Source organism: Herbaspirillum sp. meg3, assembly GCF_002257565.1.
In the GTDB taxonomy this organism is placed as follows: domain Bacteria; phylum Pseudomonadota; class Gammaproteobacteria; order Burkholderiales; family Burkholderiaceae_D; genus Herbaspirillum.
On record NZ_CP022736.1, the window covers coordinates 2,241,932 to 2,268,471 of the forward strand.

At 54.6% G+C, this 26,540-nt stretch carries 24 protein-coding genes; 16 read left to right on the top strand and 8 right to left on the bottom strand.

The window, feature by feature from the left end; all coding sequences use genetic code 11:
* Nucleotides 1–27: 27 nt before the first annotated feature.
* Nucleotides 28–1,629: an L-aspartate oxidase gene (gene nadB, locus hmeg3_RS10175; protein ID WP_094563618.1), complete on the bottom strand. Its 1,602-nt coding sequence runs from the start codon at nt 1,627–1,629 to the stop codon at nt 28–30.
* 169 nt (nt 1,630–1,798) lie between these two features.
* Nucleotides 1,799–3,010, bottom strand: coding sequence for a formate-dependent phosphoribosylglycinamide formyltransferase (purT, locus tag hmeg3_RS10180; RefSeq protein ID WP_094563619.1), 1,212 nt, complete (start codon nt 3,008–3,010; stop codon nt 1,799–1,801).
* On the opposite strand from purT, the gene hmeg3_RS24685 reads away from it, so the two are divergent.
* Together hmeg3_RS24685 and hmeg3_RS10185 are read left to right on the top strand one after the other, a co-directional pair.
* Entirely contained in the window at nt 3,009–3,173 is a 165-nt protein-coding gene (locus hmeg3_RS24685; protein ID WP_157739244.1) for a hypothetical protein, read from the top strand. The two genes, purT and hmeg3_RS24685, sit on opposite strands and share 2 nt — an antisense overlap.
* A 192-nt stretch (nt 3,174–3,365) precedes the next feature.
* Nucleotides 3,366–4,568, top strand: a complete 1,203-nt coding sequence (locus tag hmeg3_RS10185; protein WP_094563620.1) for a porin — start codon at nt 3,366–3,368, stop codon at nt 4,566–4,568.
* Here the strand turns inward: hmeg3_RS10185 and hmeg3_RS10190 are convergent.
* The gene (locus hmeg3_RS10190; RefSeq protein WP_094563621.1) at nt 4,539–5,264 is read right to left on the bottom strand and encodes a LuxR C-terminal-related transcriptional regulator; all 726 of its coding nucleotides are present in this window, start codon (nt 5,262–5,264) and stop codon (nt 4,539–4,541) included. The genes hmeg3_RS10185 and hmeg3_RS10190 overlap by 30 nt on opposite strands.
* 217 nt (nt 5,265–5,481) lie before the next feature.
* Between hmeg3_RS10190 and hmeg3_RS10195 the strand changes: the two genes are divergently transcribed.
* The 11 genes from hmeg3_RS10195 (at nt 5,482) to mchS3 (ending at nt 18,868) form a co-directional block, all read left to right on the top strand.
* The gene (locus hmeg3_RS10195) at nt 5,482–6,168 is read left to right on the top strand and encodes a response regulator transcription factor (protein WP_157739245.1); all 687 of its coding nucleotides are present in this window, start codon (nt 5,482–5,484) and stop codon (nt 6,166–6,168) included.
* A 15-nt stretch (nt 6,169–6,183) separates the two neighbouring features.
* The gene (locus tag hmeg3_RS10200; protein WP_157739246.1) at nt 6,184–6,651 is read left to right on the top strand and encodes a lipocalin-like domain-containing protein; all 468 of its coding nucleotides are present in this window, start codon (nt 6,184–6,186) and stop codon (nt 6,649–6,651) included.
* 9 nt (nt 6,652–6,660) lie between these two features.
* Nucleotides 6,661–9,501 carry a hybrid sensor histidine kinase/response regulator gene (locus hmeg3_RS10205; protein ID WP_157739247.1) on the top strand — a complete coding sequence of 947 codons (2,841 nt, stop codon included), beginning with the start codon at nt 6,661–6,663 and terminating at the stop codon, nt 9,499–9,501.
* Entirely contained in the window at nt 9,498–10,550 is a 1,053-nt protein-coding gene (locus hmeg3_RS10210) for a response regulator (RefSeq protein ID WP_094563625.1), read from the top strand. The genes hmeg3_RS10205 and hmeg3_RS10210 overlap by 4 nt, the downstream gene beginning before the upstream one ends.
* 223 nt (nt 10,551–10,773) lie before the next feature.
* The gene (locus hmeg3_RS10215) at nt 10,774–12,111 is read left to right on the top strand and encodes an HlyD family secretion protein (protein ID WP_094563626.1); all 1,338 of its coding nucleotides are present in this window, start codon (nt 10,774–10,776) and stop codon (nt 12,109–12,111) included.
* 107 nt (nt 12,112–12,218) lie between these two features.
* Complete coding sequence (locus hmeg3_RS24690) at nt 12,219–12,563, top strand: hypothetical protein (RefSeq protein ID WP_157739248.1); 345 nt, start codon at nt 12,219–12,221, stop codon at nt 12,561–12,563.
* A 442-nt stretch (nt 12,564–13,005) separates the two neighbouring features.
* Nucleotides 13,006–13,893, top strand: a complete 888-nt coding sequence (locus tag hmeg3_RS10230; protein WP_094563628.1) for a cupin domain-containing protein — start codon at nt 13,006–13,008, stop codon at nt 13,891–13,893.
* A gap of 155 nt (nt 13,894–14,048) precedes the next feature.
* On the top strand, nt 14,049–15,899 hold the full coding sequence (locus hmeg3_RS10235) for a DUF3857 and transglutaminase domain-containing protein (protein WP_094563629.1): 1,851 nt from the start codon (nt 14,049–14,051) through the stop codon (nt 15,897–15,899).
* Nucleotides 15,900–15,908: 9 nt separating this feature from the next.
* Nucleotides 15,909–18,008 (top strand): peptidase domain-containing ABC transporter, encoded by a 2,100-nt coding sequence (locus hmeg3_RS10240; RefSeq protein WP_094563630.1) that lies wholly within the window; start codon nt 15,909–15,911, stop codon nt 18,006–18,008.
* 113 nt (nt 18,009–18,121) lie between these two features.
* Nucleotides 18,122–18,385, top strand: a complete 264-nt coding sequence (locus tag hmeg3_RS10245; protein WP_094563631.1) for a hypothetical protein — start codon at nt 18,122–18,124, stop codon at nt 18,383–18,385.
* Nucleotides 18,386–18,394: 9 nt separating this feature from the next.
* Entirely contained in the window at nt 18,395–18,868 is a 474-nt protein-coding gene (gene mchS3, locus hmeg3_RS10250) for an MchS3 family protein (RefSeq protein WP_304441859.1), read from the top strand.
* A 50-nt stretch (nt 18,869–18,918) separates the two neighbouring features.
* Here the strand turns inward: mchS3 and hmeg3_RS10255 are convergent, their stop codons facing one another.
* From hmeg3_RS10255 to hmeg3_RS10265, 3 genes are read right to left on the bottom strand one after another with little or no spacing between them, the layout of a single operon-like run.
* Entirely contained in the window at nt 18,919–19,230 is a 312-nt protein-coding gene (locus tag hmeg3_RS10255; RefSeq protein WP_094563633.1) for a hypothetical protein, read from the bottom strand.
* 1 nt (nt 19,231) lies between these two features.
* Nucleotides 19,232–20,572 carry an acyclic terpene utilization AtuA family protein gene (locus tag hmeg3_RS10260; protein ID WP_094563634.1) on the bottom strand — a complete coding sequence of 447 codons (1,341 nt, stop codon included), beginning with the start codon at nt 20,570–20,572 and terminating at the stop codon, nt 19,232–19,234.
* A gap of 9 nt (nt 20,573–20,581) precedes the next feature.
* Nucleotides 20,582–21,883, bottom strand: coding sequence for a CitMHS family transporter (locus hmeg3_RS10265; protein ID WP_094563635.1), 1,302 nt, complete (start codon nt 21,881–21,883; stop codon nt 20,582–20,584).
* Nucleotides 21,884–22,074: 191 nt separating this feature from the next.
* Between hmeg3_RS10265 and hmeg3_RS10270 the strand changes: the two genes are divergently transcribed.
* Complete coding sequence (locus hmeg3_RS10270; protein WP_094563636.1) at nt 22,075–22,980, top strand: LysR family transcriptional regulator; 906 nt, start codon at nt 22,075–22,077, stop codon at nt 22,978–22,980.
* A gap of 85 nt (nt 22,981–23,065) precedes the next feature.
* Here the strand turns inward: hmeg3_RS10270 and hmeg3_RS10275 are convergent, their stop codons facing one another.
* Together hmeg3_RS10275 and hmeg3_RS10280 are read right to left on the bottom strand one after the other, a co-directional pair.
* The gene (locus hmeg3_RS10275; RefSeq protein ID WP_094563637.1) at nt 23,066–24,724 is read right to left on the bottom strand and encodes an MFS transporter; all 1,659 of its coding nucleotides are present in this window, start codon (nt 24,722–24,724) and stop codon (nt 23,066–23,068) included.
* 204 nt (nt 24,725–24,928) lie between these two features.
* On the bottom strand, nt 24,929–25,546 hold the full coding sequence (locus hmeg3_RS10280; protein ID WP_094566247.1) for a PolC-type DNA polymerase III: 618 nt from the start codon (nt 25,544–25,546) through the stop codon (nt 24,929–24,931).
* A gap of 182 nt (nt 25,547–25,728) precedes the next feature.
* Here hmeg3_RS10280 and hmeg3_RS10285 point away from each other — a divergent pair, with 182 nt between their 5' ends.
* A complete protein-coding gene (locus tag hmeg3_RS10285; RefSeq protein ID WP_094563638.1) occupies nt 25,729–26,031 on the top strand; it encodes a Dabb family protein in 303 nt (100 codons plus the stop codon).
* Nucleotides 26,032–26,043: 12 nt separating this feature from the next.
* Complete coding sequence (locus hmeg3_RS10290; RefSeq protein WP_094563639.1) at nt 26,044–26,538, top strand: PaaI family thioesterase; 495 nt, start codon at nt 26,044–26,046, stop codon at nt 26,536–26,538.
* Nucleotides 26,539–26,540 lie beyond the last annotated feature (2 nt).

Sequence of the window (26,540 nt, forward strand, 5' to 3'; positions counted from 1 at the left end):
TGCACCTCAGCGTGTGTTACAGCCTGTTTATTTTTGCGGTGACAGCACCGTGGGCAAAGCTTTCGCCAGTGTATCGGGATAGTCCAGACTGTAATGCAGGCCGCGGCTTTCCTTGCGTGCCAACGCGCTGTTGACGATGAGCGACGCCACCTCCACCAGATTGCGCAGTTCCAGCAGATCGCGCGTGATGCGGAAGTTGGCGTAGTACTCGTCGATTTCTTCGCGCAGCAGACGGATACGATGCTGCGCGCGTTCGAGCCGCTTGTTGGTACGCACAATGCTGACGTAATTCCACATGAAACGGCGCAACTCATCCCAGTTGTGCGAGATCACGACTTCTTCATCGGCGTTGGTGACGCGGCTTTCGTCCCAGACAGGCAGGGCAAGTACGGGGGCGGCAGCCTGCTGTTCAATGTATTGTGCGGCAGCGCGGCCCAGCACTAGGCATTCCAGCAGTGAATTGCTTGCAAGGCGGTTGGCGCCGTGCAAGCCGGTATAAGCGGTTTCGCCGACGGCGTACAGGCCGGGAAGGTCGGTGCGGCCGGACATGTCGGTGACGACACCGCCACAGGTGTAATGCGCGGCAGGCACGACCGGAATCGGCTGTTTAGTGATGTCGATGCCGAACTCCAGGCAGCGCGCCTGAATGGTCGGAAAATGTTCCTTGATGAACTCCGGCGGCTGATGGCTGATGTCGAGGTCGACGTGATCGAGACCGCGTTTTTTCATCTCAAAGTCGATGCTGCGGGCGACGATATCGCGTGGTGCGAGTTCGGCTCGGTCATCGTGCTCGGGCATGAAACGCGTCCCGGCAGCCGCACCGGCAGCGGCGGGGAGTTTCAGCAAGGCGCCTTCGCCGCGCAAGGCCTCACTGATCAGGAAAGACTTGGCGTACGGGTGATACAGACAGGTCGGGTGGAACTGGATGAACTCCATGTTGGCCACGCGGCAGCCTGCGCGCGAAGCCATCGCAATACCGTCGCCGGTGGCGGAATCAGGATTGGACGTATAGAGATAGACCTTGCCCGCACCGCCGGTAGCCAGCACGGTGTGGTCGGTGGCGATGGTGACGACCTTGCCTTTCCTGACGTCCTGCACATAGACGCCGACGCAACGAGGAGTGCCTTTGGCGGACGGATCGAGTTTTTTCGTCGTGATGACGTCGATGGCGCAGTGATGCTCCAGCAACGTGATGTTCGGGTGTGCGCGGACGCGCTGCTCCAGCGTCACCTGCACCGCATGACCGGTGGCGTCAGCGGCGTGAATGATGCGGCGCTGGCTATGGCCGCCTTCGCGCGTCAGGTGATAGCCCAGCTCGGCGCTGTCGTCGCGGGTGAAGGGCACGCCTTGCTCGATCAGCCACTCAATGGCTTCGCGGCCGTGTTCGACGATAAAGCGGGTCGAGCCTTCGTCGCACAAGCCGGCGCCGGCGATCAGCGTGTCGTCGATGTGCTGCTCATGGCTGTCGCCCGAATCAAGCACGGCAGCGATGCCGCCTTGCGCCCAGTTGCTGGCCCCGTCGAGCAGTTCGCCCTTGGAGATCACGACTACGTTTTTCTTTTCGGCAAGATGCAGAGCAACCGACAAACCGGCAAGTCCGCTGCCGATGATGGCGACATCGAATTTCATGAGAGCAGGCAAAGATGTTGAGAGGATGCTCGATTATAGCTGCCAATCGTGGTCGGCAATCGCACAGGTCGCTGTCAGCGGGGAAGTCGGGAGGATCGGGGCGGCGGCAGGAAGGATACATCGCTGCGCGAGCGCGCAGCGATGCCGATACAGCGGGTTACAGCAGAGATTAGTTGGTCTTGACTGGCTTGACCTTGGCGGCAGCCTGTTTGGCGCGGATGCGCGCATCGCTGACGTTGTCGGCGGCGGCTAGCGCAACACCCATGCGGCGGCGTTCGAAGGACTCCGGCTTGCCGAACAGGCGGATATCCGCGCCTGGGATGCGCAGCGCGTCGGCCACGCCTTCAAAGGCGATGGCTTTGGCATCGTGCTGTCCATAGATCACGGCAGACGCGCCCGGCGTGCGCAACGCCACGTTGACCGGCAGGCCAAGGATGGCCTTGGCGTGCAGTTCGAATTCGCTCTGGATCTGGCTGACCATGGTGACCATGCCGGTGTCGTGAGGACGCGGGCTGACTTCGGAGAACCAGACCATTTCACCCTTGACGAATAATTCCACGCCAAACAGGCCCAGGCCGCCGAGGTTTTCGGTGACCTTGCGAGCGATGTCGCGTGCCTTGTCCAATGCGGTCGGATGCATAGGGTGCGGCTGCCAGGATTCGACATAGTCACCCTTGACTTGCACGTGGCCGATCGGCTCGCAGAAGCTGGTGATGGTGTCGCCGTTTTCGTTGAGCGAGCGCACGGTCAGCAGGGTGATTTCATAGTCGAAGTCGATGAAGCCTTCGACGATCACGCGACCGGAATCGACGCGGCCGCCGGCTGCGGCGTAATTCCACGCTGCTTCGACTTCGGCAGCGCTGTCGATCTTCGACTGACCCTTGCCGGAGGACGACATGACCGGCTTGATCACGCAGGGGAAACCGATTTGTTCGGTGGCGGCTTTCAGTTCTTCCAGGCTGTCTGCAAAGCGGTAAGGCGATGTCGCCAGGCTCAGGGTTTCACCAGCCAGGCGACGGATGCCTTCGCGGTTCATGGTCAACCAGGCGGCGCGGGCGGTCGGGATGACGCGCGCCTTGCCGGCTTTTTCCAGCTCGACCAAGGTCTCGGTGGCGATGGCTTCGATTTCCGGCACGACCAGATCAGGTTGTTCCTTTTCGATCAGTGCAGCCAGCGCCGCACCGTCGGTCATGTTGATGACATGAGAACGATGTGCCACCTGATGGCCGGGAGCGTCGGCGTAGCGGTCCACGGCGATGACTTCCACGCCCAGGCGTTGCAGGGCGATGATCACTTCTTTGCCGAGCTCGCCGGAGCCGAGCAGCATGACTTTGGTGGCGGAAGGGGAAAGCGGAGTGCCGAGGCGGACAGGTGTCTTCATGGAGGTCAATGCAGAAAAGAAGAATGGGAAAGTCGAGGAATCGCGCGACGATACCAAATCTTGGGGGTTTTGGACAGCCAAAGTTGGCGATAAGGTACACGATCTCGGACAGTCAGATGTTGCACGTGTTTTCAATTTATTAACTTTTATCGACGATATTTAAATGAGATCGCCACAGAAAAAATCTGAAAAGTGACAGGTATAGAGTGAGGTCGCGGCCAATGGGCTCATATTTCTGTTTCAATCCGCATCCTTGTCAGAGAGATAAGCGTTGATCAAGCCATCTGACATGACGCGCATCGGCTAGCCAATCGTCAAGCCTGTTTTTAATTTCCTCTTTAAGTAAGTCATTCGTATGCATCGACTCATCATCGGCATGGGCGTTCTCGTACTTCCTTTTACCGGGGCCTTGGCGCAATCCAGTATCGCGATCTACGGCGTCATGGATGCCGGAACGCAGGTTTCCCGATTTGGTAACGGCACGCAATTCAATCTGGCAAGCGGACAATTCGAAGGCTCGAGGATTGGAGTCAAAGGATGGGAAGAGCTTGGGCAAGGCTACAAGACAATGATTAACCTGGAAAGCCGGATTGAGGTAGATACAGGGGGCATATCGAATGGCTATATTGCGCCCAATATTGGCGCTAATCTAACGCGGGGTTTGCCCGCCGCCGTCAGTCGTATGCTTGGTCCGCAATTAACGCCGCGTGTGGTCGTCAATACGAATGCCACCTTGTTCGACAGAACCTCCATCGTTGGATTGGTCACCCCAGCAGGGGCAATTTTGGTGGGACGGCAATACACGCCAGCCTATGAGGTTGTCTCTAAGGCAGACACATTCGAAGCAGGGACGGCGGCCGGTTGGGGGCAGATTCTGCAAGGCTCCGGCGGGTTCATTACTTCCGGGGTGGCGATTCGGGCCAGCAATGCGATTCAATACCGTATTGAGTCGAATGGGACGGGAGCATCGCTCATGGCGGCGTTCGATAATACCGGCTCGCTCAATCTTTCCAAGCGCTTTTATGGCGGTAATTTACGTTTCAGGAATGAGACGTGGAATGCCGGGATCAGCTACCAACAGGAGCAGGATCAACAAGGTCGCTCATCGCTCAATACCACCGTTGCAGGCGGTTCCTACGTGATGGGCAACGCCAAATTGTTTGCAGGTTATGCGCACATGCGCAACGACCATTCCGCCATCGTGCCGCTGTTGACGCCCGTGATCGGGGCGACCTACGTCAACATTGTTGGGAGTAATGCCAGGCTGGATTCCCATAGTGTCAGCGTCGGCACGCAATATCGTCTGGGTCACGGCAGAATCCTTGCGGCGATTTCGCGTACGGCCGAAAAAGCATCGCGGAGCAAGGTAGCTCTTTATGGAATGGGATATCTTCATGATCTGTCGAAACGCACCGATGTTTATACGATAGTCGCGTACGCCCGCAATCAGGAGAACGCGCAATACGCCTCGGGAGGCGCCGGTTATGCTGGCGGCTTCACGAGTGGGGCCGGACAGAGTGCAAGCGCTCTACAGTTTGGCATCCGTCATCGCTGGTAAGACTCCGTCGTCTCGCGATCGGTACGTACTTTCCGGATCGCCCAGCAAGCCCAGCTCAATTGCCATTGCGACAGCGTGCATTCTCCCCGTCGCCCCGAACCGACTTACCAAAGCAGAAACATGATTGTCTACGGTGCCGGGGCTGATTCCCAATTGTGCAGCGATCTTCTTTGACGACAATCCTCGTCGCAGCAGGCACAGCATGTCACGTTGCCGTGGCGTCAGCAATGCCGCGGAAAGCAGTGACGATGAGTTTCCCTGAGGGATCGGATCTCCTTTCATTGCCGAGACAAGCCCATTTTTGAAATCATCAAACAACGAACTTTTTTTGATGAATCCTAACGCGCCGATCTTTTTCACTTCCTTGTTACGTTGCTCAGACCACGTCCCGCTCACGATCACGCAATGCTGTGCGATACCCATATCGGCACAGTGACGCAAGAGAGACAGTCCCAGTGATCCAGGCATATCAAGATCCAGAAAGATTCGGTGCCAGGGATGCGTCTGTCTGTCTTCGTGCAACGCTGCCAAGGCGGAGTTGGAGCAAGATTTGACTGTGATCTCCAAGTTCTTGTTGATCTCCAGCAGGATCGATGCAATCACGTGAGAGACGATGGGATGATCTTCGATGATAAGTATGCGTTTATTTTCGGGACTCGCTTGGAAATATGTCTGACTATCTGATCTATTTTTCATTTTTTCGTGCACAGCGAGGAGATGGGACGATTGACGGAGACGGTTGCCAATTACACTTTTGTTACAGAAAAATGCGATCCCATAATATCGGGAAATTTTCCCGTGGCAATCATTCGATATCTGAAAACTCACGCATTTTTTCGAGTTTTCTGATCTTTATTTTTGTTTGAAAAATACGGTCGCTGTTCAAATCAATCACCCAGCGATGAGCTCAGCAATGAAAGATGCCATGCCTACTGCTTCCGGAGCCAGACGAAAAGCCGATCGAGACCAAACGCGTCTCCAGGCGATCATCATCTGCGACGACCACGCCGCCATTCGTGCCGGCGTGAGCCACATCCTGGAGCAGAGAAACAAGCACATCGTCGGCGCCTGCGGCGCCGTTCCGGAGTTGCTGGCCCTGGTCAGGAAACATCCGTATGCCATCGTCATCATCGATCTGGGCATCGACCAACTACCGTTTCCTGAATTGATGACAAAGCTGCGCAAAACCGCGCCACCGTGCCGGGTTGTTGTCTACAGCATGCGCGAAGCACCCGGCACCATCGAGCTCTGCTACGACGCCGGCGCCATCGCATTCGTCCCCAAAAGCGACGATCCGGAAGAGATCGTCAGGGCGGTGGACCAGGCCGAGAAAAGCGAAAGATATCTCCCTCCATCCGTTGCATCCAGTCTTGCAAATTTTCATATCGAAGATCGTCGGTCGCCGTTGGGAATGTTGTCGGCACAGGAGAAGGAGGTATTTGTCGGCTATGCGAAGGGGGAAAGCGTAGATGCATTGGCCCGGAGATTGGGCGTGTCTGACAAGCGGATACAGAACCTGTTGTCGCAGGTTGTAAAAAAAATAGATGCGCCAAGGTCAGCATTTTTTCAAGTGGCCCGGCGGTTCGGTGTAGTGGAATAAGTCGTTAAATGTGGCTTGGCAATAGATAATTTTGAAGAGGAAATTGTGTTGGATAAATTTATAGGTTCCTGGATGCTGGTGATGGCTGAATTTTCCAAGCAGGACGGTAGCTCTCTCAGGCCATTAGGCGATAGTCCGAGCGGACTGCTTGTGTACGGAGAAGAAGGCTGGATGTCTGCTCAATTACATAGTTCTGAAAGGAAGAAATTCCTCAAGAACGATCAGTTGGCTGGAACAGATGCAGAAATGAAGGCGGCATTCAGCAGCTATGCAGCTTATTACGGAACGTATGACGTAGACATGGAAAGAAAAATGGTACGGCATCAAGTGCTCGGTAGTCTGTTTCCAAATCAGGCAGATTCCACTCTTGATCGCTTTTTTCAATTTTCAGACAACGATCGGATATTGACGCTTAGAACTTCACCGTTTCGGGTTGATGGCGAGGAGCTAACAGGCACTCTTGTGTGGGAAAAGATTGGCTGAGGAGTTATCGTGCGTGAAATAAAGGAGGCGACTTATCGTTGCTGCAAGCGCAGTGCTGTCCGCACTGTCGTGATGTTAGTTCTCTTGGTTTGTGCTTCGGTATCGTTAAGTAAAGCGTCTCCTGCCATTTTCGTTCCTGATGGAGATCGTTGGCAACCGCTAGATACAAAAATCGAATATTTGGACGATGCGTTAGGCCAATATTCCATAGAGGATGTTGAAAATGGCCGTGCCGGCATATTTAAGCTCTTTGATGTATCAACTCATAGCTACGACTATGTCAAAAAAGTAATCTGGATTCGATTCTCTGTGGATCTTAAAAATTACGGGGAGCCTTATTGGTTTTTGACTCAAAACTATGAGCATGTGGGAAATATTAAATTGTTCTATCCCGCAAAAAATGGCAGAGACGTGCTCCAAATAGAAGAAGCAGATCCCATAGAAGATCGCCTCTTCAAGATTCGGAATTATCTTTTCAAGATACCCGTTTCTCCAAATTTCCCCGTAACCTACTATGTGCGTATAGAGCCTCGTGGGCATTGGCTTAGCGTTGACCTTTCGTGGTCAAGCGAAAAAGGGATTCTCGAACATATTCATCACTCGCAGCTTTTTTTTGGCCTGTTCTTCGGTGGGCTGTTGGTGATTTGGTTTTATAATTTCGTCCTTTATTTCTATCTTCGTGATAGGTCATATTTTTACTACGTATACTATCTCGGCTGTTTCATCGCGACCTTCTTTTACATGAATGGATTTGTGCCATTTGCATTCCAATGGACTCCATTCTCCGAAAAATTTTTTGCGGCATGCACCTATGGCTTTTTACACGGATCGATATTATTTGCACGTCAATTTCTAACTTTAAGAACAACAACTCCTAAGCTCGATATCTATCTGAGATTTTGGCAATTCCTCCTTTTCGCCGGAGGGATTGCATCATTTTTTCTTCCCGTTGGGCGTCCCTATCAGCTTGTAATTTATTTGGTGCTTTTCGTCGCCCCAGTTCTGTTTGCTGCTGGATTTATTCGTTGGTATCAGGGCTACGAGCCTGCGCGACTATATTGCACAGGATGGGCGCTATTCGCGGTTGCTATGTTGTTGTTGGCCCTTCGAACAATAGGTGCAATTCCCTCGACGCCCGTTACTAACTATTCGATTCAAGTTGCTTCGGTTTGGGAAGCAATTTTATTTGCCCTCGCTCTTGCATATCGAGTCAAGCTAGCTGAGAGGGAGAAGAATGCAATTCTTGACGAACGTACCAAGCGCGAACTGAAAATGCTTGAGGAGGAGCGCTCTCGACTGGAACAACGCGTAGCCGAACGCACAGAATCACTTCAAGCCTCCTTGGAATCCCGACGCATGATGCTGGCAAACGCCAGCCACGAGTTGCGCACGCCGGTCAATGCATTGTGCCTGCTTCTCGATTCAGCGCAGAACCAGGCCGTCGCTGACACCAAAGTCATCTCGAGCGTCTCCGCTATCGCCAACCACATGTCCCAGCTGGTGGAAAACCTGCTCCTGCTAGACGACCGGCAGCAATCCGGACAGTGTGGGCCGATTCAGGATTTCAATCTGGGCAATGAGCTTCGTGCGACCGCCGCTATGCTCGGTCCATTGCGGCACGGGTCCGCGGCACAATTCAATCTGGATGTCGACGCATGTCTAGGGATGATGGTCCGTGGCGACCTGACCTCATTGCGGCGTGTCGTCATCAATTTACTATCTAATGCGTTCAAATTCACGGAGCAGGGTTCGGTATCGCTGACCGCGTCGGTTAGCGATACCGCTGATGGGGAAAAGCGCGATTGCATCATCCGGGTCAACGACACCGGCGTGGGCATTGCCCCTCCCATGCACGAACAGGTGTTTGGCGCCTTCGTGACCAGCGGCGGGCAGGTCGGCCACACTGGAACCGGCCTTGGCCTGGCTATCTCACGCCAGCTCGCACTGAACATGAATGGCAGTCTGGAACTTGTCAGATCGGCGCCTGGCGTCGGTAGCGAGTTTGAGTTCCGGGCATGTTTCGACGCTTCGTCATCGTTCAATTCCTCGTCGATTGAAGCGGGGCAGCCTGGAGAACAAGAAAGCCTGCCCGTGCGCCGGTTGAACGTACTGGTCGCCGAAGATGATCCCATCACGGCACAGGCGGTGTTGCTCATCGTTCTTCAACTGCGACACGACGTCACCCTTGCGGAGACCTACGATGAACTCTGCACAGCCTTCCAGCGAGGTGGTCCGGTCTATGACGTTGCCTTGATCGACCATCGTCTTCCCGGAGGAAGCGGCTTGAAGGCGATCGAGCAATATCGTGCTTCCTGCCCCGACGCAGCCACACGGATGGTACTCGTCACTGCCGATGTCACGTCGGAAGTGCTGATTGCAGCACGGACGATATGTGATGAAGTCGTCACCAAGCCGACCACGGCGAATGTTCTGCGGCAGCTGTTGGGAGAGGGGCCGCCCATTGTGTATCAGCCCACCAGGGATGCGTCGCAGATTATCGATGCCGGCCCATTGAAGATGCTCGGTCGATGCGGTGCGCAACATCAGGCGTTGATTCGGATGTGTGCCACGTTCAACAAAACTGTCGGCGATACCCTGATCGAGATCGAGTCCAGGCTAACCAGGTGTGGCGGCAAAGACGAAAGTCGGGCCGACCTGGAAAAAATCATCCACCGCATGCGCGGCTCATGCGCCACCATCGGCGCCACGGCACTGGCTGAATATTTCAAAGAGTTGGCCGTATGCGATAGTCGCGAGTCTGCACAGCGACAATATGCTTCGATGGTCGATACCTTCCATCGAACCCGTAAGGCGTTGCATGCCTTGCTTGTGACCATGAGGGCAGCATGATCAACGCTACCAAGACACCTGTTCTGATAGTCGACGACGACCCCGTGTTTCGCCAGTCGTTATGCATCGTATTGAACCAGGCGCCGAACGAATGGCATTGCTATGAGGCCGAGAATGTTCGCGAGGCAAAAGCGCTGATGGCAGAGCATGTCATTGCGATGGCCATCGTCGACATCAATCTGCCGGATGGCACCGCCGCCGACGTGGTCCGCTGCGCAGGCAGCTTGCCATGCCTGCTGTGCACGCAAGACGACAAGGAGCCTACCTTCCAGAGCATGTTTGCCGATGTATCGATCTCGCAGAATCTGGTCGGCTATCTCATCAAGCCGCTGCAGCAGAGCGCCATCTGGAGCATACGTGCAGGGCTGGAAATCGGACGTGAGCGCCAGATGCGCAATCGGCTCATCGCAGAGGCGACGGCACAGCTTGAAGATGAGCGGCGGCTGATTGCTCAAAACCTGCATGACGCAATGGGGGCGGCCATTACACAGCTGACCTGGATATTTTCCGGCATCGACAGGGCGGTCTCAGCATCTTCTGTCGACATGTCGCTATCGAAGGAGAAGCACTCTATTGCAGCCGCTTGCCTGGACGGAAAGAAAGTGCTCGCACAAGCGCACGCAGATGTCTCGCAGGCAATCATGCAGCTTCGCCCCGAAGCCATCAGCGTAGGGGGTTTGAAGATTGCGGTTGAAGACATGATCGTGCAGTGGCGAAAGGCAGCGCCGCAGGTCGACTTTGAGCTTGTGCACGCGTCTTTTCTCGACCAGGTCGATGCACGACGCGCCGGCGCTATCTACCGGTTGATTCAGGAAGGCATTACCAACGTCATGCGACATACAGATCCTGTTGAGATTCTGATTGAGATGATTGACCGGGACACAAGCTTGATCCTGAAGATACTGTCCAAAGGAAAAATACTGGTGGAGAAAGATACTTACAAGCTCACCGTATTGCGTGAGCGTACCTCTTCGCTTGGCGGGGTGTTGCAATTTACCTGCGATGCCGAGCGAGGAGAGACTTGTTTGGCGGTGAGTATTCCGGTGTAGCTGCGTGGACAGGGCTGATGTTGATATCGCACACGCGATATCGTGATGTTCTCGCCCTGTTAAAACGACCGCGTCGTATCTGGAAATCCGTGCAAGAAAATTGGTAAACCATGAGAAAGTACATATTCCAAACTGATGTGTTGTCGATCATCATGGAGGCCAAGTGATGAGAGATTGATACCCTTTTAGAGCGCACCGTATCTTTCAGTTACAGCCAACGAAAATGTCCTTCGAAGCCTCCAATCCAACATTGCCGCTCTTTCGCCCGGAAGTGCTGTCCGCAAACGACAAGCATGCCCTTGGCGCGCTGCGCCTAGCGCAGCCTTTATCTGCCTGGTTGATCTCTGGTTGTGCGCTGGCGATTGCCGCAGCATTGATCGCCTTCGTCATCTTTGGCGCTGTCACCCGCAAGTCGCATGTCGCCGGCGTCACTGTCCCTCATGCCGGTAGTATCAGCATTGCCGCCCCCAATGCGGGTGTATTGATCCGCAGCCATATCAAGGAAGGGCAGGTGGTTACGGCAGGACAAACGCTGTTCGAAGTGTCCACCGAACGACAAGCTGCGAGCGGCGAACTCACCGCGCTGGTCGCCCAGCAACTGGCGACGCGCCAAGCCACATTGGAGTCGGAGCAACGCCTGCGTACCGCCCAATATCGTGACAAGAAGCAGGCAGCGCATGAACGCTTGCAAAACCTGACGATGGAAGCCGAACAATTGGCGCAGGAAATCGCCCTTGCCCAGCGCAGGCATGAGCTGGCATTGCAAAGTTTGGTCAAGTTCGAAACGCTGCAACAGAGTGGCTATGTCTCTGCTGCGCAAACCCAGCAAAAGCAGGAAGACACCATCGACCTTGCCTCCAAACTGGCTAGCCTTAAAAGGAACAAGGTCCAACTGGAAGCAACACGGCTGGCCTTGCAAGCTGACCTCGCCGCGATGGAAACCGGACTCGCCACCGACCTCGCGCAACTCGAACGCACCCAAGCCAGTCTGCAACAGGAAATGGCAGAGAATCAAAGCAGAAAGTCCGCGTTCGTCACTGCCCCAAACAACGGCACCGTAACTGCTATCGCCTACGATCCGGGGCAGACTGTGACCGCAGGCCAGATGCTGGCGACGCTGATTCCGTCCGGCGCCGGTGACAAGAATCAAGGCGACAATCCGGCACTGGAAGTGCATCTCTACGCTCCCAGCCGTACAGCAGGTTTTGTCGCCGCCGGCCAGCAGGTGCTGATCCGTTATCAAGCCTATCCGTATCAAAAATTCGGCCTGCAACCTGGCACTGTCATTGATGTCGGCAAGACGCCCTTTGCTCCCGGCGAATTGCCGCAACACTTGGCCAGCACGATACTCAGCAACGCGCAGCAGAATATCCTCGGCGCTAACAGCAATGAGGCACTGTACCGCATCAAGGTCCAACCGGATCGTCAGACTATCGATGCCTATGGACAAGAGCAAGTACTCAAGCCCGGCATGACACTGGAGGCGGATGTCATTCAGGACAAACGAAAAATATGGGAGTGGGTTGCTGAACCTCTATTAGCCGCAGTGCAGCGACGTTAATGCGTGAGGAGGAATCAGATAGAGAACATGAATTGTAAAACTTCCATTGGCCATGATAGCGCGGTGTTAGACGTATTGTTTCGTGATATTGAGAAAGAGATAAAAAAATGACACGCGGTGACTACATTTCGATTTGCATAAATGCAGCCTCATACACTTCCTTTCTATTATTTTTTTTTATTTTCATTCCTGATTCATTTTCCCAATATTTCTGGTTCTCCCTTTTCGGTATGGCTACAGCGTCGCTGATAGCGGCGGGATTTACAGGTGTCAGCCAAAAATTTAGAGCAAGAAGATTTATTCCCTCCATTGAATGGATTGCTATTTTTCTCGGTCTTATATCAATATTTTTTCGTGCACACGGAAATCACTACGGGATGGAATATTTGCTTCCTATTATTACTGGAATCAAATTTGGCGAATTATTTTTGTCGAAAATATTAAGGAGGTGATCATTCGATTCGCAGTTTAAATTACTCACTTTTTAAGGAAATATTTTATGAGATCACTTACTCCAAAAGAAATAGAGATTGTCAGCGGCACCGGTGATGGTGGTGCACTGGTCGGCGGTTTAACGGGAGCCCTCGCAGGTAGATATGGTGGTGTGGAGGCTGGAGCCGTAGCCGGAGCTCTAATTGGGTCGGCAGTTCCAGGCGTTGGGACACTGGCAGGTGCGCTTATTGGAGCCGCAGTTGGTGCCGCCAGCGGTACCACGGTTGGAGGAGCGATAGGAGCGTATATCGGCAGCAAAGTCCAAGACGCCTTTTCGTCTCAATCCCCGCCGCCACCACCACCTCCTCCTCCGCAAGATAACACTCGCGATGGTGACGAATAATTTTCAAGTCTGCCCTTTTTCTTGAGAAAGGAAAAAGGGCAATTAAAAAAGAGGCCTTGATGTTGCAATTTTCAATTAATCAGCAAATATTTTTTTCCGAGTATTACGAAAAGAATTTATACCTGCAACGCAACGCCTTTGTCTCTGACATCTCATGGAAAGAGGTCAATCGAGCATTGCATGTTATGCAAATGGCTCCGTCATATATACAAATTCATGATGGTAAAAGTTTGATTCCGGAAGATGAATATAAAGAAAATCATGTGCATGCGGGCATACATACCACGCGTTTGAATCAAGAGTCCTTGTATGCACGATTGCGTGAAGGGGCAACTTTGATAGTCGATAAGATGGATTCAGTTTCTTTGCCAGTAAAGCGATACTGCGACTTCATTTCTCAATTTACAGGTCAACCTGTAGTTGCAAATGGCTATGCTGCCTTCGGTGAAAAAGAATCTTTTGGTAATCATTGGGATACACATGATGTTTTTGCCGTTCAGTTAATCGGACGTAAGCGTTGGCGGATATATTCGCCAACGTTTCTCTTGCCGATGCCAGATCAAAAAAGCCGTGATCATAAACAAGACTGTCCGGCAGAGCCCATCTTTGACGATTATCTGAACGCAGGTGATGTTTTATACATTCCTCGCGGATGGTGGCACACAGCAATTCCCTCCAATGAAGAAACATTTCATATCGCCGTTGGCGTACATCCTGCAAGAACGGTTCACTACGCGACATGGATATGCCAACAGCTGCTACCAAATTTTCTGCCAAGTCGATATTCGTTAACTCCTTTTTCGGAAGACCAGAGTGCACTTGAAAAAATCGCTGATCATTTCAGAGAGTTGCTACTTGATCCGGAAAAATTAACGGAATTCAAAAAAGCGATCACTGAATACAATCGGATTAAACCAGAATTTGCGCTGCAGTCCTTAGCTGATTAGATGCCCAAAAGGAGGCTGTTTCCGTGTTTTTAAGCGGTACAAAATAGTACCTCGACTTGAAAATCTGTTAGCCGCTCTTAATACAATCCCCAAGAAATTTTCCATTTTTCAGCCAGCCCGTCGCCAGCCGCTATCGTTCTCACAAGAAAGAAGTTATGGTAAATATTCCATCAAGAATCGCCCTGGCGACCGTCATTGCCTTCATCTGCTCGACTGCTTCCGTGGCCGCCGTCACCGATTTCAAAATCGTCAAACTCGACAACCAGATTCAGATCAATCAGGACGGTCTTTTCGAGCAAACCATCGAGATGCAAGTCAAGCTGGAAACCGCGCGGGGCGTCCAGCAATCGGGTCAGCTGCCTCTGCCGTATGTCAAGGACATGAACAGCCTGAGTATCGAAGAAGCAGCAACAATCAAGGCAGATGGGCGACGCATTCCGGTCGATATGAAAAAGGCCGTCTTCGATCAGCCATTGCCGATGACGACGCAAGCACCGATGTACAGCCAGCTCCACCTCAAGAGCGTGGTATTTCCCGCGCTGGAACCCGGCGACAGCGTTGTGGTGCGCTACGCGGTACGCGAAAAAGAGGGCTTGTTTCCCGGTCGTTTCAGCTTTCCCATGGTCTTTTCGGAGAACATCCAGTACGGCGATGTACATTTGCAGGTGCGAGCGCCGGCAAGCATGACGCTGCATCTGGAGCAGGTCGGTGTTGCCGCGCCAATCGTGCAGGAAAAGGATGGCTGGAAGACCTACGACTGGCGCTACGCCTCGCCCAAAAAAGAGGCATCCGACGAAACACGTGAAATCTCCATTCTCGACACTGACCCGCGTCTGATTGTCAGCACCTTCAAGGACTGGGCGGATTTTGCCGCGCAATATGATACGAGGTCGACCGATAAGGCCGCCGTCACGCCGGTCATCCAGAAACTGGCGGACGACATCACGCAGGGCGTCACCGACAAGCGCGAACAAGCTCGCCTGTTGTACAACTGGGTCAGTCAGAATATCCGCTATGTGGCCGTGTACCTCGGCGCAGGTCCGGTAGTACCGCACGCGTCGTCGTCGATTCTGGATAACCGCTACGGCGATTGCAAGGATCACGTTGTGTTGCTGGAGGCATTGTTGAGCGCCAAAGGTATCGTCTCTTCGCCGGCTCTAATCAATGCCGGCTCCAGCTACCGCATGCCGTCGGTGGCATTGAGCAATACGCTGTTCAATCACGTCATCACCTATTTGCCGGAGTTCGACCAGTTTATCGATGCCACGGGAAAAGATGCTGCCTTCGGTGAACTGGCTTTTGTTTTGGGCGACAAGCCAACCTTGCTGACAAAAAGTGGCGAAATCAGGAAGACGCCGCCGCATAACAGCGCCAATACATTTGCGCGATACGATGCGCGCGTGGATTTCGACGCTGACGGCAACGCCGCCGTTTCCGTCAGCAAGAAGATGGCTGGCTATGAAAGTCCCAAATACCGGCTGGCTGCAGCAACGCAGACTCCGGCTGAACGCGCCAAGGCAGCACTGGACAGTGCGAAGCTGATCGGCGACATTGTTTTTGACGACGATGATCCGAAGACGCTTGCCTTGGGCTATGCCATGCGGTGGAGTGGAAAGCTCAATAAGCTGGCCGACTTTGACGTCAGGTATATGAACATTCCCTATCTTCCGCAGGCGAACGATCTGACCGGTTATGCAAACTCTGTACGAGCAAAGCAGACACGTCGGCAAGATGCGATCTGTCCCGGCAAGACGGTGGAGTTGCATTACCGGATGACTTTTCCGGCGAAGGTCGAAGTCGCCTCGTTGCCGCAGAACGTCGATATTCAGCGTGGCGGCGTCCGTTACACGGCAAGCTACAGCCGTGACGGCAGGACTGTCGATGTACGCCGTATGCTGGATCGTCCCTTGGCTTCCAATGTCTGCACGCCCGCGCAATTACGCGAATGGCTGCCGGTAGCGCAGGCGATCCTGAAGGACCACAGGTCGGCCATTCTGTTCAAATAACCGGTGCTGATGAAAGCAATACGCCAAACCGAAACCAGCGAATGTGGCCTGGCTTGCCTGGCGATGGTCGCCGGTCACTACGGTTACCACGTGGATCTTGCTGATTTGCGTCGACGTTTTTTGATCAGCGCCAAGGGTGCGACGCTGGCGCAGCTGATACGCCATGCGGTGTCGATGCAGCTCGCCGCGCGTCCGTTGCGGGTCGAGCTGGACATGCTGCAACACCTGAAGACGCCTTGTATCCTGCATTGGAATCTCAATCACTTCGTGGTGTTGAAAAAGGTGAGCAAGAGCTTGCGCGGCAATATCACGGTCATCATCCTTGACCCTGCCAAAGGCGAACGTCGCCTGCTGTTGCAAGACATTTCCGACAACTTCACCGGTGTGGCGCTGGAGCTTTCACCCAATCCGGACTTTACGGTCAAGGATGAGCGTAAGCATCTCTCCATTCGCGACCTGACCGGGCGCATTCTCGGCTTGCGCCGCGCGGTGGTGCAGGTCATGGCGCTGGCGGTTGCGCTGGAGGTTTTTGCCATTTGTGCGCCGCTGTTCAACCAGTTCGTTATCGACGAAGTGATTGTCGGCGGCGATCGCGAACTGTTGAGCGTGCTGGTGATCGGCTTCGCATTGATGCTGGTCGTGCAGACGGCGATCGGTCTGGCGCGCAGTTGGTTCCTGATGCGCTGGAGTTTAGATGTCGGATTTCAGTGGAGCATACGGGTGTTCTCGCATTTATGCCGCTTGCCCTCGGTGTATTTTGAAAAGCGGCATCTGGGCGATATCGTGTCGCGCTTCGGCAGCATCGGCGCCATACAAGGCACGTTGACGAGCCTGTTTGTCGAAAGCGCCCTTGACGGCCTGATGGCCTTGTTGGCGCTGGGCATGATGTTGCTGTACAGCCCGAAGCTGAGCCTGATTGTAATTGTCGCTGTTGCTGCTTATATTCTGTTGCGCTGGTTTTTCTATTACCCATTTCGCGAGGCATCGCAGGAGCGGCTGGTATTGGCCGCAAAAGAGAATACCCATTTCCTCGAAAGCATGCGCGCTGTCACTCCGGTCAAGCTTTTCGGACAGGAAGCGCAACGCTGCTCACGTTGGCAAAACCTGAAGCAGGACGTGATCAATCGCGACGTGGAAACGCAAAAGCTGGGCATCATCTTCAAGCTCGGCAACACGGCGATCTTCGGCGTGCAGGGATTGGCGGTGTTCTACCTTGGTGCCGGGCTGGTGATGCAAAACAGCCTGACCGTCGGTATGTTGATGGCTTTCAGCAGCTATGCCTCGACGTTCTCTGGGCGCTTGTTTAACCTGGTTGATCTGGTGGTCAACCTCAAGATGCTGAGCATGCATGGCGCCCGACTGGCCGATATCGTATTGGAGCCAGTGGAAGAGGAGGTGGAGACGGAAACTGATATCAGTCGCCTCGACCACAGCATCAGTTTGCGCAACATCAAATTTCGTTATGCGGACGGCGAGCCGTGGTTACTGAATGGCATTGATCTGACGATTCCAGCGGGGCAGAGCATCTCCATCATCGGTGCCAGCGGCTGCGGTAAGACAACCCTGTGCAAGATCATCCTGGGTCTGCTGCAACCGACTGAAGGCGAAGTGCTGATCGGTGCTATTCCCGTCACGCGGCTTAGCTTGAAAGCATACCGCCAATTAATCGGCACGGTCATGCAGGATGACAGTTTGCTATCAGGGTCGATACTGGACAACATCAGTTTTTTCAATCCTCAGGTCGAGCAAGAGTGGATCTTTCATTGCGCCAGATTGGCGGCCATCCATGACGATATCGCAGCGATGCCGATGGGCTATCAGACCTTGATCGGAGACATGGGAAGCAGCCTCTCTGGCGGGCAAAAGCAGCGTATCTTGCTGGCACGTGCCTTATGCAAACAGCCGAAAATATTGGCGCTGGATGAGGCGACCAGTCATCTGGACATGGTCAACGAGCATAGGGTCAACCAAGCTTTGGCGCAATTACAATTGACGAAAATTGTCATTGCTCATCGGCCGGAAACGATCAATGCATCAGAGCGCATCGTTGCCATTGAGAATGGAAAGATCGTGGAATTGAAGAATGATCGTTGCGGGCTTGTTGCATGACAAGGTCGTAGAGTTGGGCAGGAGCAGGATCTGAAAGTGGATAGGCGACGCAGGTGCAACTGCTGGCAACGACGCTGCACTATTGATTTCAAACTGAATAATATTTTTTATCTATGTCCATCGTCAAAAAAAACATTCTCATCGCCTCTATTTGCTATGTAGGTGTGGCGTCGTTCTCGTTGGCGCAAGAGCCGGGCGGTATCGGAAAACAATTTGCCAAGCGCTACGCCTTCGTGAAAAATATGAGCACGCTCAACAAGATTCCTTTTCCTGAAATCGCTGAAGAAGAGGCGATGCATGTCCTGGCGAACTCGTCTCGCTTTATCGCTCCATTTGGAGCACAACTACCGACATATCCACAGCATTATTTTTATTAATTGTTTGGTGTGGACTGCGACGTCTGTTCTTCTCCGGCACGCTATTACCTTGTCGCACAAGGTGGATTCGGAAGCGCTGAAACGCGTGTCTTCGGACCTGTCGATCTTGAAGAATCTTCCTTGCAAGAGGATATCGAGCAACTAAAGAAAATCACTACCTTTGCCATCGGAATGGTCGGCTTCGTGGGGCACATCAGCAAAGGGGAAAATCTATACAAAAGAATACGCAACGCAAAAAATGCGCGCGATATTTTCGAGAACATCTTTCAGTCAACATCCTCTACAAATGAAGCAAGGATGTATGCCGCTTGCGGCTTGAAGAAAACTTCTCCGGCGAGTTTTAGAGGAGCCGTAAAAAATCTCAAGCAGACAAATGAAACTGTTTCTGTTTTTCGCGCAGATATTTTAAACAAGGAAAAAATATCGGATGTATTGGCGTCTATCGAAAATGCCGGCTGCAATGATGGTTCCATCGCACGGTAGGGCCATCATTGAATTGAGGCAAGGCATTTACTTACTAAAATGTATCTAGCTCACGACCAGTCAGAAATCTCCATCCCCAGCATCCCCCCACTCAAACTCTTCCCATGCGCATCGAGCGCCAGCGAGCGGGTGACCCCACCGCCCAGTGCCTGCTTCATCACGAAGTTGAGCGCTCCCAGATGCGGCAGCGTATAGCGTACGACCTCGCCGTACACAACGCCGGCAAAATGCGCCTTCACGCGCTCGGCCGTCACATGCTTTTCCAGCATGGCGTAGTCGTTGATGTCATAGGCGATGACAGAGATATTGGAGATGTCGCCCTTGTCGCCCGCGCGCGAATGCGCGATGTCACGCAGCAGCATGTCAGCTCTCCTCAAAGTGGATGGTGGGTGTGATCAGCTCGCGCGGTACCAAGGCTGAAAGTACGGCGATGATTTCCCTCGCCGATTTGGTTGCGCCGCCGCCGCCGGCAGGGCCGCAGGTATAGAGCGTTTCGACTTCATTGCCGATGCGTACGGCTTCGCGCATGCTGGCTGTGCGGCCAGTCACGCGTGCGCGGACTTCGTACGGTTCGTTGGCTGCGGCGGAAATTTGCGGGCCGTGGATGGCGTTGACGCCGATCAGGTCGTAGCGCATTTCATCGCTTTGCACGCCCATGATGGCGAGGCGTTCCCTGACGATGTCGAGGGCCAGTTGTCCGCGTGCCTGCGCGCCGGGGCCGGCGTAGGAGATCTGACCTTCGCCGATATAGCTGTCGACATAGCCAAGCGTGGTCTTGAGTGTATCGGGCCGGGCGCGTCCGCTGCCGCCGCTGACGGCAACGCGATCAGGACCGATTTCCGTGATGACGACTTGCGAAAAATCGGCAATCACATCAGGTGTGAAGTAGCTGCGCGGATCGTGAATCTCGTACAGTAATTGTTCCTTGCAGGTCGCCGCCGTGACTTGTCCGCCCGAGCCTGAGACCTTGGTGATGACGGCGCTGCCGTCTTCCGCGACTTCGCCGATGGGGAAGCCCAGGCGCGCGAGGTCTTTGACGTCTTTCACGCCGGGATCGGCGAAGTAGCCGCCGGTAATTTGTCCTGCGCATTCCAGCAAATGGCCGATCAGCGTGCCTTGTCCCAGCAGCTTCCAGTCATCCGTAGCCCAGCCGAATTCATGGATCAGCGGGCCGAGCACCAGTGCGGGGTCGGCGATGCGGCCAGTGATGACGATATCGGCGCCGGCTTTGAGCGCGTCGACGATCGGCTGTGCGCCGAGATAGGCGTTGGCCGACACCAGTTTGTCGCCGAGCGATTTGACCGGCAGGCCATTATCTTCAATGCGGTAGTCGCCGCTTTGCAAAATGTCGAGCACATCGTCACCGCTGACAGCCGCAATCTTCAACTGCGGCAGGCCGAGTTCCTTCGCGATTTCACGGATCTTTGCGGCACCGGCCAGCGGGTTGGCAGCGCCCATGTTGGTGACGATCTTGATGCCCTTGTCGGCGCACAATTTCAGCACTGCATGCATGCGCTCGGCCAGCAGCGGGTCATAGCCTTTTTGCGGATCGGCGCGGCGCGCCTGCTGGCCAATGGCGATGGTGCGTTCGGCCAGACACTCGAAGATCAGATAATCGAGGTCGCCTTGTTCGGCGAGTTCGACGGCAGGTTCAATGCGGTCGCCGGAATAGCCTGCACCGGCGCCGATGCGAATATGTTTCATGGCAACTCTTTACAGCAAGGGAAACAGTCCGAGCAGCACGCAGGCAATCGTCATGATCACCGATGCGCCGAACAGGAAAGGGATTGTGTACTTTTGATGATCGGCCAGTTCGATACCGGCCAGGCCGCACACCAGGAAGGTTGCCGGCGTCAGCGGGCTGACCGGGAAGCCGGTGGTCATCTGGCCCAGCAATGCTGCTTGTGCAACCTGGATCGACGGTACACCGAGGATGTGGCTGACTTCCGCAATCACCGGCAGCACCCCGAAGTAGAACGAATCAGGATCGAACAGCAGGCTCAGCGGCATCGACAGAATCCCGAGTACGACCGGGATATGCGAGGCCATCGACGGGGGTACGAAACCGACTGCCATCTTCGCCATCGCGGTCAGCATGCCGGACTTGGTCATGATGCCGGTGAACACACCTGCGGCAAACAAAATGCTCGCCATCAGCAATGCAGCCTTGGCATGCGCATCAATGCGGGCGCGTTGCATGTTGACGTCGGGATAGTTGATCATCAGCGCCAGCACCACGCCGATCATGAACATCACAACAGGATCGACCTTGCCGCTGATCATCACGCCCAGTACGAACACGGTCAGGATGATGTTGATCCAGAAGTTGCGCGGACGGCGGATCTTCTTTTCGTCTTCGGTCAGTGTGTGCTCCTGCACAAAACCAGCTGCAGCACCGGCGCTCAGGCCGAGGCGCTTTTCTTCACGCAGACCGAGTGCATACGATGTGATGAAGACGAATGCCAGGCCGACCAGCTGCACCGGAATCAGCGGCGTGAAGATATCGCTCACAGGGATATGCAGCGCCGCCGAAGCACGAATCATCGGCCCCGTCCACGGCAGGAAGTTGACCCCGGCCGCCAGCGACGCGACACAGGCGAGGATACGCTTATCGATACCGAGGCGGTTGTACAGCGGCAGCATCGCAGGAATGGTGATCAGGAAGGTCACGGCACCAGAGCCGTCCAGATGGATCAGCAATGCCAGCAAGGCAGTCCCTGGCACGATACGGCTGGGGCGGCTGCCGACGGTGCGCAGGATGCGGCTGATGATCGGATCCAGCATGCCGGCGTCTGTGACGATGCCGAAGAACAAAATCGCAAAGACAAACATGCCTGCCACCGGTGCAATCGAAGTCACGCCGGAGACGATGAATTTGGACGTTTGCATGCCGAAGCCACCGATCAATGCCGCGGCGATAGGAATGGCGATGAGGGCGACCAGCGGCGACATCTTTTTGGTCAAGATGGCCGTAAATAGCAAAACGATCGTGATAAAGCCGAGTAGGGCGAGCATGCGTGTCTCCGGTATTTTTTGTTTGGCGGAATACCGCTTGGCGGTTTCCGAGGATTCTTGTCGATCCGTCTGGATGGTTCTATAGGTCTGGTCCAGACGCTATGCAATTGCAGGCCGAGTGTAGGCGGCGCGCAATTTTGTTGTAAAGTGCATTTTTTCGATTGATTAATCGGTTTTATGAATGAATTGCCATGCAAGCAAATATCTCCACCAAGCTGTTGCAAGGTTTTCTGGCATTGAATGATTGCCGTCATTTCGGCCACGCGGCCGAGCGCTGTCACGTGTCGCAATCGGCCTTCAGCGTGATGATTCAAAAGCTGGAAGCCGCCGCCGGCGCCAAGCTGTTCGAACGCGATACCCGCAACGTGACGTTGACACCGGAAGGAGAACTGTTCGTCGAGGTGGCGCGGCAACTGATGAACGATATCGAGGCCGCGTTTTCAGACATGAGCGACTACGTTGCACGCCGCAAGGGCAGGGTGTCGATCGCGGCCTTGCCTTCATTGGCTGCGGGCTGGTTGCCGCCGGTGTTGGCTCAGTATCGTGCGCTGCATCCGGGCGTGACGGTGGAGTTGTTCGATGCGATTTCAGATCATTGTCTGAACTATCTGCGGCAGGGCAAGGCCGATATTGCATTGACTGCGCCGGGGCCGAATCTGATGGAGTTCGACACGCAACCACTGTGTGAAGACCCGTTTTATCTTGTGTGCCGGCGCGATCACAAGCTGGCGAAAAAACGCATCATCCAGATCCCGCAACTGGCCGGTTGCGAGTTGATCCATCTAGCGCGTTCGACCAGTGTGCGTCAGCATCTCGACGCGTTGTTGCAGCCGGTCGGCGTGATCAATACAGGATTGGAAGTGGAGCATCTGGCGACCGTCGCCGGGCTGATTGAAAGCGGGTTGGGCGTGAGTCTCGTGCCGGAGCTGACGCTGTTTCAGTTCCGCCATCCGAATCTGGTGGCGATCCCGCTGAACGCGCCCGATCTGGTGCGCCCGCTGTTGATCGTCAAAGCGAAGGAACGCAGCCTGTCGATCGCCGCGCAAGGTTTGCTGGAGCTGATACAAGAAAAAAGCCGGTCAGGATTTGTATCCTGACCGGCTCGACGTTCTCTCTCGCTTGTGACTAGACGCTATCTTCCTTCAAGCGAGGGAGCCGTCTGGCTTCCCCCTCTTGATGCTTTTAGTCTTCGGCGTTGATGTTGTTGTCCTTGGACTCTTTGACGAAGAGCAGACCGATGACGAAAGTCGCCAGAGCGATCACGATCGGATACCACAGGCCGTAGTAGATGTCGCCCTTGTACGCTACCAGTGCGAATGCTGTGGTTGGCAGCAGGCCGCCGAACCAGCCGTTACCGATGTGGTAAGGCATGGACATCGAGGTGTAGCGGATGCGGGTCGGGAACATCTCAACCAGCGCGGCAGCGACCGGGCCGTAGACCATGGTTACATAGAGCACCAGGATGAACAGCAGCAGCAGAACCATCGGCTTGTTCATCTGATCAGGATCAGCCTTGGTTGGATAGCCTGCAGCCTTGATGTCGTCAGCCAATTCCTTGGAAAACGCCTTGTCTTTGGCAGCAGCATCTTCTTTGGACAGGCCGGCGGCGTCATACGAGGTGAGGATCTTGTCGCCGATCTTGATGGTGGCAACCGAGCCAGGTGCCGCAGCCACGTTTTCGTAGTTCACCGAAGCAGCGGACAGCTTGGCCTTGGCGATATCGCAAGACGAAGTGAACTTCTTGGTGCCGGTCGGGTTGAACTGGAATTGGCAAGTGGCAGGATCGGCAGTGACGATCACCGGTGCTTTTTGCAGAGCCGCTTCCAACGCCGGGTTAGCGTAGTGGGTCAGACCCTGGAAGATCGGGAAGTAAGTCACCGCAGCGATCAGGCAACCACCCAGGATGATCGGTTTGCGGCCGATTTTATCGGACAGCGAACCGAAGATCAGGAAGAACGGTGTTGCCAGCAACAGTGCCAGCGCGATCAGGATGTTGGCCAGCGGACCGTCAACCTTCAGCGTTTGCGTCAGGAAGAACAGCGAGTAGAACTGACCTGCGTACCAGACCACGGCTTGACCTGCAGTCATACCGATCAGCGCCAGGATGACCAGTTTCAGGTTTTTCCAGCGGCCGAATGCTTCGGTCAGCGGCGCTTTGGAAATCTTGCCTTCGGATTTCATCTTCAGGAAAGCAGGCGATTCATTCATCGACAGGCGGATCCAGACGGAAATGCCCAACAGGATGATGGAGACCAGGAAAGGAATGCGCCAGCCCCAGTCAGCGAATGCAGCTTCGCCGACGGCAGTACGCACGCCCAGGATCACCAGCAGCGAGAGGAACAGGCCCAGTGTCGCTGTCGTTTGAATCCATGCAGTGAAGGAGCCGCGTTTGCCTTCCGGCGCGTGTTCAGCAACATAAGTCGCTGCACCACCGTACTCACCGCCCAGCGCCAGGCCTTGCAGAATGCGCAGGATGATCAGGATGATCGGTGCGGCAATGCCGATGGAGTTGTAGTTCGGCAGGATGCCGACGATGAAGGTGGACGCACCCATGATCAGGATGGTCACCAGGAAGGTGTATTTGCGTCCGACCAGGTCACCCAGGCGGCCGAACACCAGCGCGCCGAACGGGCGCACGATGAAGCCTGCGGCAAATGCCAGCAGCGCGAAAATAAAAGCGGTATTGGGATCGGTGCCGGCAAAGAATTGCTTGGCGATAATCGCTGCCAGCGAGCCGTACAGATAGAAGTCGTACCATTCAAACACAGTGCCCAGCGAAGAGGCAAAAATAACTTTGCGCTCTTCAGGCGTGATGGTGTGCGCAGTGGAAGCTGTCGCCATGCTTGTCTCCTTGATTTTATTAATGTGGATGTACAAACGGGCGACTCAAACTGCGCAGGCGCCATTTGTGCACGCATGGAGTGTGCGACGCGAAACTTACGCAGGACTTGCTTGAAACTTACATAAGCTTACAGGCGCAAGACGGCAGATTGGGTAGATCAGAAGCGGGTGCGCAGGCGTATGGCAGATGCAGCGCAGCAAAAATCAGGCTGCTTGTTCTTGCAGGAAACCAGGAACCTTGGCGGCAGGGAGGCGATTGATCGCCGCCAGCAAGCCGGGGTCGATACGTAGGCACTTGTGGTGACCGCGCAGGCGATCACTCAAATGCAGCAGTAATTCGGCAGACACTTCAGCATCGGCTTCGGCCCTGTGAGCGTTGCCGCTAAAGCGAATACCCAGACTGTCGGCCAGGCTCGACAGGCGATAGCTGGACAGCCCCGGCAGCAACCGGCGCGACAGTAGCAGCGAGCAGACCAGCTCGGAATAACTTGCCTGCAAGTCCAGGCGTTCAGCTTCCGAAGTCAGGAATTTGGCGTCGAAACTGGCGTTGTGCGCTGCAAGAGCATCGCTGCCGATGAAGCGCAACAGTTCCGGCAGAACACGCTCTACGGACGGTGCCGAGTCGACCATCTCTTGTGTGATGCCGGTCAGCGCCGTGATGTCATAAGGAATCTCGACGTCGCAATTGATCAGCGACACGAATCGTTCAACGATACGCCCGTCGACGATGCGCAGCGCGGCGACTTCGGTGATGCGGGCGCCTTGCGCAGGGCTCAGGCCGGTGGTCTCGAAGTCCAGCATGACGACAGGTTGATTGATCACGGTAACGCTAATCCAAAAAAAAGAAAATGACAGCAAAATGACAGCATAAAGGCGTCATTTTAATACGTGTCGGCTTCTTCTCCGAAAACAGGGCTGGTGTATCGCCTGCTTCCTTGGCTGCCTTCGCTTATCATTACGGTTTTGCGATTCATCATTCACCCTTTGCAGTCAGGAGAAACACCGTGCTCAAACATATCGTCATGTGGAAACTGAAGGACCAGGCCGAAGGCGCCGACAAGGCTGCCAACGCACGCAAGATGAAAGAGCTGCTCGACGGCTGTGCCAATCTGGTGCCCGGTATCCTGAAGTTTGAGGCAGCGCTGGCGCAGCCCGGTCTGGAAGCTACTTACGATGTCGTGCTGTATTCCGAATTCGAATCCAAGGCGGCACTGGACGCGTATCAGGATCACCCGGACCATGTTGCCATCAAGCCTTTCATCGGTGCGATTCGCGAAGGGCGCCAATGCATGGACTACGAGGTCTGAGTTCACGCCAAGATGACTTATTCACTCTCTGAAGTTTTCACCAACGGCAATCCTTATCTGGAAAGCCTCGGCGTCGAAGTATTGGAATACGGCGACGGCAAGGCGGTCATGGCGCTCAAGCTGCAGCCTGAATTCATGAACAGCTGGGCGGTGGCGCAAGGCGGCATTTCCATGACGTTGATGGATGTTGCGATGGGACTGGCTGCACGCACCGCCATCCCGGACGCGAAATCGTCGGCTACCGTTGACATGAGCACCAGTTTTCTGCAGCCCGCAGGCAAGGCTGGCGAAACCATCATTGCGCGCGGCAATGTCTACCACCGTTCCACGACGATGTGTTTTTGTGAAGCCGAATTGTGGAACGACGACAAGCTGGTCGCCAAGTCCATGGGAACATTCAAGGCCATCAAACGCGTCGATATCGCCAAGAAGCTGACGCACGACACGAGTGAAGCAAATGAACAACCTGCTGTCCCGGCCGCTCCGGCAGCATCGCAACAGGACTGAAC

Bases quoted from the DNA above. Each gene is read 5' to 3' on its own strand.
- hmeg3_RS24690 (WP_157739248.1), top strand. From the start codon at position 12,219: ATGACACGCGGTGACTACATTTCGATTTGCATAAATGCAGCCTCATAC.
- hmeg3_RS10190 (WP_094563621.1), bottom strand. From the start codon at position 5,264: ATGAAAAATAGATCAGATAGTCAGACATATTTCCAAGCGAGTCCCGAA.
- hmeg3_RS24685 (WP_157739244.1), top strand. From the start codon at position 3,009: ATGGAGGTCAATGCAGAAAAGAAGAATGGGAAAGTCGAGGAATCGCGC.
- hmeg3_RS10245 (WP_094563631.1), top strand. From the start codon at position 18,122: ATGTCCATCGTCAAAAAAAACATTCTCATCGCCTCTATTTGCTATGTA.
- hmeg3_RS10210 (WP_094563625.1), top strand. From the start codon at position 9,498: ATGATCAACGCTACCAAGACACCTGTTCTGATAGTCGACGACGACCCC.
- hmeg3_RS10235 (WP_094563629.1), top strand. From the start codon at position 14,049: ATGGTAAATATTCCATCAAGAATCGCCCTGGCGACCGTCATTGCCTTC.
- purT (WP_094563619.1), bottom strand. From the start codon at position 3,010: ATGAAGACACCTGTCCGCCTCGGCACTCCGCTTTCCCCTTCCGCCACC.
- hmeg3_RS10270 (WP_094563636.1), top strand. From the start codon at position 22,075: ATGCAAGCAAATATCTCCACCAAGCTGTTGCAAGGTTTTCTGGCATTG.
- hmeg3_RS10240 (WP_094563630.1), top strand. From the start codon at position 15,909: ATGAAAGCAATACGCCAAACCGAAACCAGCGAATGTGGCCTGGCTTGC.
- hmeg3_RS10265 (WP_094563635.1), bottom strand. From the start codon at position 21,883: ATGCTCGCCCTACTCGGCTTTATCACGATCGTTTTGCTATTTACGGCC.
- hmeg3_RS10185 (WP_094563620.1), top strand. From the start codon at position 3,366: ATGCATCGACTCATCATCGGCATGGGCGTTCTCGTACTTCCTTTTACC.
- hmeg3_RS10230 (WP_094563628.1), top strand. From the start codon at position 13,006: ATGTTGCAATTTTCAATTAATCAGCAAATATTTTTTTCCGAGTATTAC.
- hmeg3_RS10215 (WP_094563626.1), top strand. From the start codon at position 10,774: ATGTCCTTCGAAGCCTCCAATCCAACATTGCCGCTCTTTCGCCCGGAA.
- hmeg3_RS10275 (WP_094563637.1), bottom strand. From the start codon at position 24,724: ATGGCGACAGCTTCCACTGCGCACACCATCACGCCTGAAGAGCGCAAA.
- hmeg3_RS10195 (WP_157739245.1), top strand. From the start codon at position 5,482: ATGAAAGATGCCATGCCTACTGCTTCCGGAGCCAGACGAAAAGCCGAT.
- hmeg3_RS10290 (WP_094563639.1), top strand. From the start codon at position 26,044: ATGACTTATTCACTCTCTGAAGTTTTCACCAACGGCAATCCTTATCTG.
- hmeg3_RS10255 (WP_094563633.1), bottom strand. From the start codon at position 19,230: ATGCTGCTGCGTGACATCGCGCATTCGCGCGCGGGCGACAAGGGCGAC.
- hmeg3_RS10260 (WP_094563634.1), bottom strand. From the start codon at position 20,572: ATGAAACATATTCGCATCGGCGCCGGTGCAGGCTATTCCGGCGACCGC.
- nadB (WP_094563618.1), bottom strand. From the start codon at position 1,629: ATGAAATTCGATGTCGCCATCATCGGCAGCGGACTTGCCGGTTTGTCG.